Genomic DNA, 13,300 nt, shown 5'->3' with positions numbered 1-13,300 from the left:
CAGCCCATCGGCACGCCGGTGCTCGATCCCGGCGGCCACGGTGCCGCAGCCGACGCGTCCCACACCTCTTCTGTCTGGGTGGAGTCGATGGGCGGACCTTTGATCGTCATCCCGTCTACGCTCTGGCTGCATGCGCGGATGCACGGAGACCGGAGTCATGGCGGGAGCCGGCATTCGCGGAGGATCTTCCAGGTCTTCACGCGCGAAGGCGTGCCGACGCGAGAACGGGCACGGCCGTGCGAGGCGTCGTGGTGCTGCTTCCACGCCGCAAGTTCCTCGGCTGGAGCACGCTGGTGTGGGATGAACAGCCCGTGGTGGTGATTCTCGACAAAGCAGGTCAACTCGGCTTGTGCGCTCGACACACGAGCGCAGGCGGTGGCGGCGGAGGCGTCCGCGCGATGATGAGGTCTTGGCCGTGGCGGCGGGCACGTCCTGCGGCCTGTGCCGGGCCCGGGACACTTTGCCGCCCTTGGCGGCGACGGCTGCTGTCGGATCGTAGGCTGCGGGACATGGCCGACACCAAGACTCCGACACCTCGTGACGCCTTCGAGTTGCTGCTGGCCGGCAACCAGCGCTTCCTTGCGGGCACCCCTGAGCACCCGCACCAGGACGCCACGCGTCGTGCGCAGATCGCACCTGCCCAGAAACCCTTCGCTGTGCTGTTCGGGTGCTCCGACTCCCGGTTGGCTGCGGAAATCATCTTCGATCAAGGGCTGGGAGACCTGTTCGTCGTGCGGACCGCCGGGCACGTTGGCGGCGCGGAGGCGCTGGGCAGCATCGAATACGGCGTGAGCGTGCTGGACTGTCCGCTGGTTGTGGTGCTGGGCCATGACTCGTGCGGGGCCATTGCAGCTGCCTGCGCCGCCGCCGACGGTGGTCAGGTGCCCGCAGGATTCGTCCGGGACGTGGTCGAACGGGTGACTCCCAGCGTCCTCGCGGCCCGCGCCGCCGGGCGCCACCAGCCCGAGGAGATCCTCGCCGAGCACATCGAGCGGACCGTCGACCTGCTGCTGGAACGCTCCCGCGTCCTGGCCGATCGAGTCGCCGCCGGCCAGACGGCTGTGGTGGGTCTGTCCTACCGCTTGGCCGACGGTAGTGCACAGCTCGTCGCGACCCGCGGTATCGACGCCGCAGCCCCTGCGGTCTCCTGACCGCCCGGGCCCGGGATACCGGCCATGCCGGCCTGCCCGGGCACGAGGCGCGCGCCCAGCCTGGGCGGGACGCTCACTGATCTACAACCTCGGCCGCATCGGCCCACGCAATGACGAAGGCGGCCCGCAGAAGTGCGTCCTGCGGGCCGTGAGTCGACTTCCGCCGAGGTGGGCTACTTCTGGTTGAGGGGCAGGGCCAGGTCTGTGACCTGGTGCTTCTTCGGGAAGGTGCCTTTGCTGGTGGCCTTGCCGGTGAGGATGTTGATGCCGTACAGACGGTAGGCACCGGCCGTTTTGAGGGTGGCGTAGCCGTGGTTCATGCCGGTGGCCGAGCTGTAGTGGATGTCGAAGCCTGCGTTCAGATCGGCGTCGACACCGAGGCTGCCGACGGGCGCGAGCGTCCCTGCGTTGGCGGGGGACTGCAGGGAGATCCGGTCGGCCATGGTGTCGAGGTCGAACAGCGTGGTCGCGGTGGCCGGGTCGAGGTCGTTGTTGGTGTAGGCGGCGCCGGAGACGCCCATGGCGGTGGAGGGCGGGGTGGTGGGGTTGCTGAGCGTGCCGTCGACGGTGGTGGTCTGCGGGGCAGCGGGGTCGTCGATGTTGTGCCGCAGGTTCTGGCCGGTGTTGGCGATCACCCTGAGCCGGTTGGCGGCAGGGTTGAAGTCGACGCCGAAGCTGGTGCCGGACAGGGCGACGGTCAGCTGGGAGACCTTCTTTGCTTTGGCGCGGGTGCTGAGGGTGTAGATGCCTCCCCTGTCGCCGACGCCGTACAGCTTCTCGTTTTGCACGCGGAAGTCGATGCCTACGAGCTTGGTGTCTCCGGCCAAGCCGGTGATCTTGCCCAGCGACCAGGTCGCGGTGGGCTTGTCGACCTCGAACTCGACCAGGCGCTGGTCGCTGGTCAGACCGACGGCCGTGAGGCCCCGGTGCTGAGCCGAAGCCGATGTCTGGTCGGCGGCCGCGAGCGCGGGGGCGGCACAGACGGCGGCGAGAACCACGCCGGCGGTTGCTGTGGTACGGGTGCGCATGACACTCCCAGATCGAATGGCCCCGAACACGGCGATCGGGGTCTCGCTGGGAATCCGGTGCCGAAGCCGCGGCGGTCGGGGAGTGACAACAGATGCCACCCGAAAGGCGCAAGACCGAGCCTGCGCCTTTTCCCTATCCAGGGCTGCTGCCGCTTCTCCGGCCAGTGCCTTTAGCCGACGACGCCGACACCCGGGCAGCACAAGCCCACACAGCCTCCCAAGCCGCACCGTCCAGCAGTCGTGTCGCGCCCTGGAAGGGCCGCTGGCCGGTGCTGCCGCAGTCGGCATCACGATCGAGCCTGCCGGAGGCTCCCGGCGACCCACCACCGACCCGCTCGCCATCATCCCCTCACCACCTGAACCACCTGACGCGACCGCGGCCAGTAGGCCCGCAGAGCCGCACTTCGTTGCCCCAGAGACCAATCCGTACACCGAGCAGCCCCGGATTCCCTGCGTGACAGACGACAACTGCCCGCGTCGGCTGAGCCCCATCGCTCTGACTGACACTCCGGTGGCTTCCCCACGGCGCTGACGCGGGTGCACAGCCGGGTACGTACGTCCGGCACGGGAATTGCAAGGCCAAGATGTGACGTACGCAAGCGAACGGACAACGGTGCTGGGCACAGCAGCACAAGGATGGATGTCGGTGAAGGAACCCGTATTTATCGGTCCTCGTCCGGTGAAACAACCGGATCTGGAAGCGCTGGTGGAGTCCGTCGCGCGCGGGGACACGGATGCGTTCGGCCGGCTGTACGACGCCGTTGCGGCTTCCGTACTGGGTGTGGCCCGTGCAGTGCTGCGTGATGTGGCGCAGTCCGAGGAGGTGGCCCAGGAGGTGCTGGTGGAGGTGTGGCGCACCGCACCGCGTTACCGGCCTGAGCGCGGTACGGCCCTGAACTGGATCCTCACCCTCGCCCATCGGCGTGCCATCGACCGGGTCCGCTCGGTGGAGGCGGCCGCGGCCAGGGATCACAAGGCCGCGCTGCTGGACCAGCTGCCCGAGTACGACGAGGTGAGCGAACAGGTCGAGAACCGCCTGGAGCGCGAACAGGTCCGCCGTTGTCTGCGCACGCTCACCGATTTGCAGCGCCAGTCCGTCACCCTTGCCTACTACCGCGGACTCACCTACCGCGAGGTGGCCGCCCAGTTGTCGCTGCCCCTGGGAACGGTCAAGACCCGCCTGCGTGACGGACTGATCCGCCTGCGCGACTGCCTCGGAGTGAGCGCATGACGACCGACACCGATCTGCACACCCTGACCGGGGCCTACGCCCTGCACGCCTTGTCCGACGAGGAAGGCGCCCTCTTCGAACAGCACTTGAACGCGTGCCCGTCCTGCGCGGAGGAGATCACCGAGTTCACGGCCACTGCGGCGAAACTGGCGGCCGCCGTCGCCGTCACGCCAAGCCCCGCCATGAAAGGGCAGGTTCAACAGCGGGTGACGACGGTGCGGCAGGTGGCTCCGCACGTCCCGCGGACGCCGCCGGCGGCGAGACTGCGCAGGCGACTTCCCCCTCTCCTGCTCGCAGCCTGCCTTGCCGCGGCAACCGCCCTGGGCGGTGTCGCCGTATGGGAGCACAACCGGGCCGAGGACGCCGTCGCGCAGCAACAGCAGGCCCGCCGGCAGGCGGACGAGCTGGCCACTGTGCTGGGGGCTTCCGATGCCGTGTCGCGTCGGATCCCGCTGCGGGGCGCGAGCGCGACGCTCGTCGTCTCCCGCGCGCAGGACAAGGCCGTTGTGGTGGCGGCCGACATGGTCGCGCCGCCCAAGGGCAAGGTCTACCAACTCTGGTACGACCAGGACGGCACGATGCGTCCGGCAGGCCTGATGGACACCGACCGCACCCGTCAGACCGTGGCCCTGTCCGGCTCGGCCAACTCGGCCTCCGCCGTGGGCATCACCGTGGAACCCGCCGGAGGATCAGACCGCCCCACCTCGGCGCCCCTGGCCGTGGTGAACCTGCCGACATGACCACACACGCCGGTACCCGGTGAGACGACCATGTCGGCGCGCTTCCGAGTCCGCATCCTGGCGCTGACGGGCACCCGCCGGTGGCGAGCACCTCCGGACGGCTGACCGGAGGAGGCCCGCGCGCGCTCGGCTACAGCGTCGTCATCGGCAACGCCGCTCGTACCACCACGTCTTGCGTGTCCAGCTGACCGTCCGAGTTTCCTTGCACTGCTCCTTTTGGGTGGATGACGCGCCGTCCGGCAATCCGGATTTCGCCCGCAGAGCGGATTGCCCGTGCCTGCTGCCGGATGCGGCGGGTGGGGCGAACTTCCTTTCGCCCGGGAACATGACATGAGGAGACTGTTGTGAAGAATCGCGCGATCAGGAATGCCGGGCTCGTGGCCGCTGCCGGGGTGATGGTGCTGGGCGCGGCTGCGGGCGCGTCGGCGGACAGCGGCGCCCAGGGTGCGGCCGTCGGATCTCCTGGCCTCGCCTCGGGCAACGTCATCCAGGTGCCGGTTCACATCCCGGTTAACGCCTGCGGGAACACGGTCAACGTCATCGGCCTGCTCAACCCCGCCTTCGGCAACAGTTGCGCCAACGTCAGCGACCACGGCTGGAAGACGGGGCGCAGCTGACCGGCACGAGGATGTATCCGTAGCCGCTGGTCCCGCGGATTGGCCCGGAGGGAATTCCAATCCGATTGAGTTCCGGGCCAATCCGGCGGCCGGGCGGCTGCGGATTACCCCCGTGAGCGAGGAAATGAAGAAGCTGCGAAGCCTGGTGAGTGGGCCGCCTCTCGCACTAAGTGCGTTGAGTGGTCTTCTGTCCGGCCTCGCCGCGCTCGCTGTCGCCGAGCTGGTGGCGGGAGTTATACGTCCGCAGGCCGGCCCGGTGGTTGCAGTCGGCGGTGCCGCCATCGACCGCACACCGGCGGCGGTGAAGGACTGGGCGATCCGCACCTTCGGCACCAACGACAAACTGGTGCTGCAGATCGGCATTCTCGCCGTCCTGGCAGTGTTCGCACTGGCTCTCGGCGTTCTGGCTCTGCGCCATCGGCGTATCGGTGCTGCCGGGGTTCTGGTCTTCGGTGCCGTGGGAACGGTGGCAGCCCTGAACAGGCCCGACTCCACCGGCCTCACCGACGCCCTGCCCTCTCTCCTGGGGGCAGTGGCGGGCGCCGGGCTCCTGTATGTCCTCATCGGACGACTCTCTGCCTCGCCCCGGGCACCGCACGACGACGCAGATCCGGAAGGGCCGGCAGGCCAGGGCTGGGACCGACGCGGTTTCGTGATCGCGGCAACGGCCGCTGCCGCAGCCTCAGCAGGGGCAGGTGCACTGGGCCGGACTCTGAACAACTCCAGTGGCAAGGCCGCGGCCTCCTCCCGCAACAGCGTCGCCCTACCGGTTGCGGATTCACCGGCCCCGGCGACGCCGAAAGCAGCGCAGGTACGGATAGCTGGCGTCAGCCCATTTATCACCCCGACCAAGGACTTCTACCGAGTGGACACCGCCCTGCTCGTGCCCAAGGTCGACGCCACAGCGTGGCGGCTGCGCATCCACGGGACCGGAGTGCACCGTCCGCTCACCCTGTCCTTCGACGACCTGCTCGCACGCGAGTTGATCGAACGTCACATCACACTCACCTGTGTGTCCAACGAAGTCGGCGGCCCGTACGTCGGCAACGCCCGCTGGATCGGCGTCCGGCTGGCCGAACTCCTCGCGGAGTGCGGTGTCGCACCGCCGTCGAAGGGAGGACCGGCCGACCAGCTCGTGGCGCGCTCGGTGGACGGCATGACCATCGGCAGCCCGGTCGAGGACGTCATGGACGGCCGCGACGCGATGCTCGCCCTCGGCATGAACGGCGAACCGTTGCCCTTCGAGCACGGCTTCCCCGTCCGCATGCTCGTCCCGGGCCTGTACGGATACGTCTCGGCCTGCAAATGGATCGAGGACATCGAACTGACCACCTTCGACGCCTACGACGCCTACTGGGTCAGGCGCGACTGGGCCCGCAGGGCCCCCGTCAAGACCCAGTCGCGGATCGACACCCCCAAACCCTTCGCCCGCCCGAAGGCCGGAACGGTGATGGTGGCCGGAGTCGCTTGGGCCCAGTCCCGCGGCATCGACCGGGTCGAGGTCCGCGTCGACGACGGGCCCTGGCAGGCGGCCACCCTGGCCGCCGAGGACACCCGGGACACCTGGCGCCAGTGGTCCTTCCCCTGGCGGGCCGCCAAGGGCGGGCACACCCTCACCGTCCGCGCCACCGACCGCACCGGCCAGGTGCAAACCGCACGACGCACCCGCACAGTCCCCGACGGCGCCAGCGGCCGGCACTCCGTCGTGGTGACTGTCGAGTGACCACAGACCACCCACCTCATTCCCTGTCAGAAGTGGCAAACGCCAATCCCTACTGGAGAATCAACGTGAACACTCGAATCCGCCGTATCGCCGCCACCGTCGCCGCTGCCGCCGTCCTCCCCCTCGCGCTGAGCGCCTGCTCCGACGACGGCGGCAGCTCGGCGAAGTCCGACACCGACACCAAGGCCTCGGCGTCCGCTCCCGCCACCGACGACACCATGACCGACTCCGGCACCTCCACGATGGACGAGCCCTTCGGCCCCGCCTGCGCCTCCGTACCCAAGGACGGTGCCGGCTCCTTCGACGGCATGGCCAAGGACCCCGTGGCCACCGCCGCTTCCAACAACCCGGCGCTGTCCACTCTGGTCACCGCAGTGAAGAAGGCCGGCTTGGTCGACACCCTCAACAACGCGGAGAACATCACCGTCTTCGCGCCCACCAACGACGCCTTCGCCAAGATCCCCAAGGCGGACCTGGACAAGGTGCTCAACGACAAGGAGCAGCTGACCAAGATCCTCACCTACCACGTCGTGGGCCAGAAGCTCACCCCGAAGGACCTGGAGAGCGGTTCCTTCGACACCCTGGAGAAGTCCAAGCTGACGACGTCCGGGTCCGGCGAGTCCTACACGGTCAACGACTCTGCCAAGGTGGTCTGCGGCAACGTGAAGACCGCCAACGCCAACGTCTACATCATCGACACCGTGCTGATGCCGCAAAGCTGACCAGACACCAGACCCGTCGGCCGGGCGCCACGTGAACGCGCCCGGCCGAGGCCCCTCTTGCGCAAGCCCTGGCACCGTGACAGAAGAGGATTTCCCGTATTCCTCCGTCGGGCTCGCGCCGCGTTCCGTGAGGACCTCAAGGACCTCCACTTTGCGTGCCGGAACGATGCGAGCGGCGGGGATGTACGGTTCTGTCGTCCACCACGTGTCTGAGTCGATCTTCTGGCCCCCCGTCCCCACTGCTTCATTTGCAGCTCTTCCCCGGACCGAAAAACCCTCAGCACCCGTTCCAGCGAGTGGGCGTGACGCTCCTTGCAACTGCACGTTCACACCATGTCGGCGGGGCTTGGCAGAGTAGTCGGCCCGGCCGTCGCCCAGGCGGTCGCACTCCGCGAGAGCGCCGTCGAGCAGGACGTAGTAGGGATCGGTCTCGCGCACCACCTTGAGCAGGCCCGGTGCACGGTCCGCGAGCAGGCTGATCACAGAGGTGGTGTAAGAGTGAGCGGTGCCCACCGAGATACCGAAGCCGACGGTGATCCGGGCAAGTGTGTCGTGCTTACGCAAGTACGTCAGGGCGACGAGCGCACGCTGGTGCGGCGGGAGTTTGCATCGTCGATCACCCTCGCGGGTGACGATGAGCATGGTGACCGAATCGGCCAGGGCGTGGGGCAGAGTAGGGAATCAACGCGACTCCTGCACCTATGGGTTGAGACTTTGAACACCCCCCAACGGCACGGGAGCCTCGTGCGTTGTGCATCCCGGTTGCGCCATCCGGTCGGTGGCCGTGCTGAAAGGATCACTGACACCAAGTCGCTCCGAAAATCGGCAGCGTCACGCCGGCGCGGGCATGACGATCACCACGCGAGTGGTGGAGACTGGACAGATGCGACCTCACGCCCCCGGCGGACTACTGTTCGTAGCGCTCGGTCTCATCCTTGTCGCCGCCGGCTACGTCTGGAGGGGACGTGTCCTGCGCCCCCTCTCGGCGAAACGGGCCCAGGCGGCCGTGATCCGGGACCGTTCCAGAAGCCTGCTGCGTTCTGCGGACATGGCGATCACCGAAGCACGCCGCCAGGCCGCACGCGGCGAACCGGCCATCGTCACGGTCGGGGACGTGACCAGGGTGGCGTGCCAGCACTACGGGCACTTCGTGGGGCGCGAAGAGGCAGCTGCCGCCCTCCGCCAGCGCTTTGATGCCGCCGACTGTTGGGTGGACTGCATGACTGACGCTTTCAACTGACTGTCTCCTCGGCGAGTGCTTGTTGCCTGGGGCGCCGAAGCCGTCACCTGATCGGTGGTCACGCTGAAATGGCTCAGTGAGCGTTTTCAGCGTGGCCACTGATCGGGTGACGGGACCGGTGCCCGCAACGCACGAGGCTCCCGTGCTGTCGGGGGAGGTATTCGAAGTCTCAACCCACAGGCACAGGAGCCGCGTTGGTTCCGTATTCTGCCGCACTCGACCTGCCTCACGCCCTGGTCGAGTGGGTCACGATGCTCATCGTCACCCGCGAGGGTGACCGCCGCTGCAAGCTCCCGCCGCACCAGCGTGCGCTGGTCGGGCTGGTGTACCTGCGCCGGCACGACACCCTCACGCAGATCGCGGCCTGGTTCGGCATATCTGTCGGCACCGCCCATGCTTACACGGCTGCCGTCATCAATCTGCTCGCCGACCGCGCACCTGGCCTGCTGCGTGCCCTGCGCGAAGCCGACCCCGACTACGTCCTGCTGGACGGGACGCTCGCCGAGTGCGACCGGATCGGCGACGGCCGCGCCGACTACTCCCACAAGCACCGCCGCCACGGGGTGAACGTGCGGGCTGGTGACCGATCCAGCCGGGCGGCTGCTGTGGATCTCGCCCGCACTGCCCGGCCGTGCCCACGACCTGACGGCGGCGCGTGACCACCGGATCATGCGGATCTGCGAGCGCCAGGGCGTCCCGCTCCTCGCCGATCGGGCTTACATGGGAGCCGGCTCGTGGGTGACGACACCCCTCAGACGCCCACCAGGCCGCGAGCTCACGCCAACCCTGCGAACCGTCAACCGTGCACTGTCCGCGGCACGGGCACCGGTCGAGCGCGGTGTCGCACGACTGAGGTCCTGGCGCATCTTCCGCAGATCCCGGTGCAGCCCGAATCGCATGACGTCAATCGCCGCAGCCGTCCTCACGCTGGAGCGGCAAACGCTGAAATACCTCATTGATTCCTTTTCGGAACAGCCACCGATCGGGTGAATCCGCGACGGCGGCCCGATGCACCCCGGGCGGCGGCTGCTCTGCCTGGCGGCCTCGTCAACGCACTCGGTGGCCTCGCCCGCCGGAGGGGCAGCCGACTTCGAGCTGGACCGCAGCCCCATTGCTCCCACGGTCACACAGCCGAACATCCCACGTCTGCCGTCGTCCCGGTCATCTACGGAGGCTCGACGGTTGACGGCTCGTAGCTCTGCCTCGTCGGGCGACGGGATCAGCTTCCGGGGCGGCGCGTGTCATGCCGCCCCGGGGCCGGGTATGTGTCTCGGCGCAAGGTCACTTATCGAGCGGTTGGAGTGGTCAGGGCCGGTAGAACGTCTCGCAATCGAGTGGGGACGCGGTGGCGTCGTCAAGGCAGACGACGACGTACGCGGCCCCGCCGGGCACGTCTGCGGGGACTGCCGGGAAGTCGTCGAGCGAATACATCACGTCGCACTTGGTACTGGTGCTCTTGGCGCCGAGGCGGATACCCGAGGCGTCGTACGCGCCGACCCACGCCCTGCGGCAGCCGACGGCCCGGAGTGCTCCGTCGACCCCTACCGAACGGTTGTACCAGGTCAGAGTGCCGCTGATGTAGCTGGCGCCATACGAGACGCCTGTGATGGGCGTGGTCGGGTACGCCACAGTCTGCGCGCCCGCGGCCGTCGCTCCCAGTACGGTGGCCGCGGTCAGAACGGCGGAGCCGACAGCGGCGGCGAGTTGGGGCTTCAAGTGGTCCTCCAGACGGGACGAGTCGGTTGTCGCCTCACATCCTGGGCAGGTCGACCATCCGTTGCCCATCCTTTAAGCCACCGCTTAAAGGGGCTGCCAGGGCGGTGGGTGCGGCAGTACCTCACACACCTCGGTGCGCTTGTTCGGTGGTGAGTGACAGGGAGGCGACGTTCGTTCGCGGCGTCCTCGCGCCGTCACGGTTGCGTCAGGGCGCCCGTCCACAGCAGGGCCAGCCCGAGCGGGGTGATGAGGTGGAGTACGGAGCTGCCGCGGCGGCTGGTGGTGATCAGGCCCGTGTCGCGCAGCACGGTCGCGTGCTGGCTGGCCGCGGCGGCCGTGACATTGAGGCGGCGGGCCAGTTCGCTCGTCGAACAGCCTTCCGCCGTCACTCGCAGGGCGGCGGCTCGGGTGCGGCCGAGCAGCAACTCCAGGTTCCGGACGGTCGCGCCGTCCGACTCCGCCACTCCGGTGCCGGTCAGTGGCCGGCGGAGGGCCGGTACGGTCAGGCGGGGTGGCTGAGCGGTGTCGAGCGGGTCCCACAGGAAACTCACCGGGTGCTTCGAGAAGACCGTGGGCGTGATGAGGAGTCCCCGCCCCTGGAGGTGCACATCGACTCGGCGCGGGTAGGGGGCTTCGAGCACCGGCGGACGCCAGCGGACCAGTGGTGCACAGATCGAGCGCAGCAGGAGATCGACGCCTCCCTCCAGCATCAGGTTCGCGCTACGGGTTGACAGCGCGACCAGTTCGGACCGTCCTCTGTCCCAGTAGGGCTCGACGGTCAGTCGGTGGCAGGCGCGCAGGGCCTTCGCCAGCTCCCGCAGCGCGTCACGGTCGCCCTCCGCCACCCGTCTGGCCCACGGCAGTTGTCCGGGACGGAAGTCGAGACACTCGATCTCGCGGCGCAGCTGGGACACCGGGGCGTGCAGCAGATTGTCCACGGCGTGGTCCAGAGAGGGCACATCGCCCGTCAGGGCCAGCAGATCAAGCCCGGGACCGCGCGTCGGGACCAGGGATGTCACGGGGAGTGTGTCGGCCCCCGTCCTGCCCGCGACCGCCGAGCGCCAGGTGTGGAGGTGCGTAGGCACCCGGTTGCCTCTCAGTAGCTCCAGGCTGTAGTAGACCTCGGCCGCGACGCCGATGGTCGCGGCCACCCGGGTCCTGGCGAGGTCTTCCGCCGTGAAGTGAACACGTAACACCTGCCGGTCTCCTGCCGCCGAGGGGGAGTGCGTGAACGCCCCTCAGCCTGCCCCACCTCATACCGCCCAATCGGGCGTCGAGGCGCAGGACCCGTTCGTCGGCCACGCGTTCGAGCCGGTGAACGCCGGCGGCCGTACCGACTGATGGGAGCGCCGCATCACCCGATCAGGGGCCACGCTGAAAAGGCTCACTGGGTGCTGAACAAGGCACACTCGAGCAGGTCGAAGCCTGTCGTCAGGGGCGCCAAGTCGAAGCAGAGCGGCGCCCAGCACGGCATCACATCGGGCAAGATCTGCCAGCAGTACACCGTGGTGGCCTCGACCTTGGGCAAGATGCCGCCGGTGAACGCCAAGTGCGCCCGTGCAAGCATGCCTCAGAACCAGAACCAGAACCAGAACCAGAACGAGGGCGTGGGCGGCGACCTGGGCCGTTTCACCAACTGCCGTATCCCACCGTTGCTGGCCGGCCCCAACAAGGCAGGCCGGCCAGCAGCGGTGGAGGCCACATCAAGGAACCCGACGGGGCAGCCCCGTGACCAGTGAAACCTTTCCGCACCGCCAGCTCTACCAGTTCGGCTACTGCGCCGTCTTCGCGAGAGGACTCGCCCCAGCTGAGCTCCTGGCCCGTGCAGGAGGCGAAGGCCTCCACCCTGTCGCCTTGACCCGCACAGAGTCAGGGCTCATCGAGGCCCGCGGTGAGGATATTGACGTAGACGACCTGCCCGGCGTGGACCTGGACCAGCTGCATGGCAGCGGCGTCCTTGCCAGCGAGGGCCCCGTCCTCCGGGCCGGCGAACACGAGGGCTGGTCCTTCGTGATCGAGCCCGAGGGCTCCTACCTGGCGGCAGACGACATCCTCACGTCGGTCTCCAGGCAGACGGTGGCTCTCTGTCTGAGGGACAGCGAGTCGGGCTCCCGCTGGATCTCCTACGCCGAGGACGGCGAGATCCTCTCGTCCTGCGATCCGCTCTTCCCAGACGGCGACTACGGCACGCGGCCGCAGGCGTTCGCGCAACTCGCCGGGCACGCGGCTGCAATCAGCAACGGTGATCGTGCCGAGGCGTATGCGAACGCGGTGCGGGCGATTCAGCAACGGTTGCAGTGCATGGTGCCGCGGGAAGCCGATGAGAGCCGCCTCCTCACCGTCAAGATCGCAGACGGGTACTGAGTAGACGGTGGCCAGGCCACCAGAGCCACGGGCCTCTGCCTCATGCACCTGCTTCGCGGTGCGAGCGGGTCGGGCTGTATCGGCGTGGGCATGTCGTCGGCCGGCCGTGGGCAATGCTGAACTATGGCTACAGATGGTGGCGTTGCAGCCGGAGTGCAGGTTTGCTCTCTCAAGGTCGATGTACCTCAGCTGATTTCGCCGGGCACCGCGTACACGATCGTCCGGTTCCCCTTCGGAGCGGCGGAATCGACGGACCGGTTCGAGATGCACCAGGCCGCCCAGCCGGACGGCTACGTGGTGAGCAACTGGGCGACAGACGACCGTAGCGGCCTGATCTGGCCGTCCAAGGCCGGCTGGGGCCACCTGCACGCGATGATCCAGTGGGAGTCCGCCAGCGGCACGGCCGGCTACACCGAGCTGCGCGACCAGTACGTCCGTGACCCGCTTGGCCTGACGCCCAACCCCAACGACACGACGGCGACCGAGCACCGCACGCCGACGCCCGGCGGCCAGTACTACGTCAAGAACCATGGCATCTTCGTCGTCCCGGGCACCCCTGTCGCGCTCCGTGTTACGCACAACGACGCCAACCCGCGCCTGTTGACCCTCGCCGAGTTCAAGCTCGTCATCCACGATGCCGCCTAGTACTGCAACGGTGCTTGTTCTGAGTGCTGGGCAGTTTTCAAGGGCTGTGTCCGCGTCGTTTGTAGTGACTCAGGCGGGCTTGGTGTTGCCGTCTGCGGCGCCAGGTTGACCAGTGCAGAATGT

At 68.3% G+C, this 13,300-nt stretch carries 13 protein-coding genes and 2 pseudogenes; 11 read left to right on the top strand and 4 right to left on the bottom strand.

What is annotated here, in order from left to right; genetic code table 11:
• Positions 1-509 precede the first annotated feature (509 nt).
• Positions 510-1,151 carry a carbonic anhydrase gene (locus K4G64_RS13845; protein WP_221756336.1) on the top strand — a complete coding sequence of 214 codons (642 nt, stop codon included), beginning with the start codon at positions 510-512 and terminating at the stop codon, positions 1,149-1,151.
• Positions 1,152-1,324: 173 nt separating this feature from the next.
• On the opposite strand, the gene K4G64_RS13840 is transcribed toward K4G64_RS13845, so the two are convergent.
• Positions 1,325-2,179, bottom strand: coding sequence for a DUF4394 domain-containing protein (locus K4G64_RS13840; protein ID WP_221756335.1), 855 nt, complete (start codon positions 2,177-2,179; stop codon positions 1,325-1,327).
• Between the two features lie 646 nt (positions 2,180-2,825).
• On the opposite strand from K4G64_RS13840, the gene K4G64_RS13835 reads away from it, so the two are divergent.
• The 5 genes from K4G64_RS13835 to K4G64_RS13815 all read left to right on the top strand — a co-directional run bounded on the left by K4G64_RS13835 (position 2,826) and on the right by K4G64_RS13815 (position 7,212).
• The gene (locus tag K4G64_RS13835) at positions 2,826-3,410 is read left to right on the top strand and encodes a sigma-70 family RNA polymerase sigma factor (protein ID WP_221756368.1); all 585 of its coding nucleotides are present in this window, start codon (positions 2,826-2,828) and stop codon (positions 3,408-3,410) included.
• A complete protein-coding gene (locus K4G64_RS13830; RefSeq protein WP_221756334.1) occupies positions 3,407-4,150 on the top strand; it encodes an anti-sigma factor in 744 nt (247 codons plus the stop codon). The genes K4G64_RS13835 and K4G64_RS13830 overlap by 4 nt, the downstream gene beginning before the upstream one ends.
• Positions 4,151-4,545: 395 nt before the next feature.
• Positions 4,546-4,767: a chaplin gene (locus K4G64_RS13825; protein ID WP_221756367.1), complete on the top strand. Its 222-nt coding sequence runs from the start codon at positions 4,546-4,548 to the stop codon at positions 4,765-4,767.
• 124 nt (positions 4,768-4,891) lie between these two features.
• On the top strand, positions 4,892-6,490 hold the full coding sequence (locus tag K4G64_RS13820) for a sulfite oxidase (RefSeq protein WP_221756366.1): 1,599 nt from the start codon (positions 4,892-4,894) through the stop codon (positions 6,488-6,490).
• Positions 6,491-6,555: 65 nt separating this feature from the next.
• Positions 6,556-7,212 carry a fasciclin domain-containing protein gene (locus tag K4G64_RS13815; RefSeq protein WP_221756333.1) on the top strand — a complete coding sequence of 219 codons (657 nt, stop codon included), beginning with the start codon at positions 6,556-6,558 and terminating at the stop codon, positions 7,210-7,212.
• A gap of 315 nt (positions 7,213-7,527) precedes the next feature.
• On the opposite strand, the pseudogene K4G64_RS13810 reads toward K4G64_RS13815, so the two are convergent.
• A pseudogene (locus K4G64_RS13810) lies at positions 7,528-7,854 on the bottom strand (transposase family protein); the annotation flags it as partial.
• Between the two features lie 136 nt (positions 7,855-7,990).
• On the opposite strand from K4G64_RS13810, the gene K4G64_RS13805 reads away from it, so the two are divergent.
• Complete coding sequence (locus K4G64_RS13805; RefSeq protein WP_308122358.1) at positions 7,991-8,452, top strand: hypothetical protein; 462 nt, start codon at positions 7,991-7,993, stop codon at positions 8,450-8,452.
• A 194-nt stretch (positions 8,453-8,646) separates the two neighbouring features.
• Positions 8,647-9,442, top strand: a pseudogene (locus K4G64_RS13800) (transposase family protein).
• 315 nt (positions 9,443-9,757) lie between these two features.
• Here the strand turns inward: K4G64_RS13800 and K4G64_RS13795 are convergent.
• Positions 9,758-10,168 carry a hypothetical protein gene (locus tag K4G64_RS13795; RefSeq protein ID WP_221756332.1) on the bottom strand — a complete coding sequence of 137 codons (411 nt, stop codon included), beginning with the start codon at positions 10,166-10,168 and terminating at the stop codon, positions 9,758-9,760.
• Positions 10,169-10,362: 194 nt separating this feature from the next.
• Positions 10,363-11,364, bottom strand: a complete 1,002-nt coding sequence (locus K4G64_RS13790) for a helix-turn-helix transcriptional regulator (protein WP_221756331.1) — start codon at positions 11,362-11,364, stop codon at positions 10,363-10,365.
• A 195-nt stretch (positions 11,365-11,559) separates the two neighbouring features.
• Between K4G64_RS13790 and K4G64_RS13785 the strand changes: the two genes are divergently transcribed.
• The 3 genes from K4G64_RS13785 to K4G64_RS13775 all read left to right on the top strand — a co-directional run bounded on the left by K4G64_RS13785 (position 11,560) and on the right by K4G64_RS13775 (position 13,177).
• Entirely contained in the window at positions 11,560-11,907 is a 348-nt protein-coding gene (locus K4G64_RS13785; protein WP_221756330.1) for a hypothetical protein, read from the top strand.
• Positions 11,897-12,532, top strand: a complete 636-nt coding sequence (locus K4G64_RS13780) for a DUF6461 domain-containing protein (protein WP_221756329.1) — start codon at positions 11,897-11,899, stop codon at positions 12,530-12,532. The genes K4G64_RS13785 and K4G64_RS13780 overlap by 11 nt, the downstream gene beginning before the upstream one ends.
• A 123-nt stretch (positions 12,533-12,655) precedes the next feature.
• Entirely contained in the window at positions 12,656-13,177 is a 522-nt protein-coding gene (locus K4G64_RS13775; protein ID WP_221756328.1) for a hypothetical protein, read from the top strand.
• Positions 13,178-13,300 lie beyond the last annotated feature (123 nt).

The organism is Streptomyces sp. WAC04114 (assembly GCF_019733245.1).
Lineage (GTDB): Bacteria > Actinomycetota > Actinomycetes > Streptomycetales > Streptomycetaceae > Streptomyces > Streptomyces massasporeus_A.
Note: the sequence above shows the minus strand (reverse complement) of the source record. Positions and strands in the feature narration are given on the sequence as shown.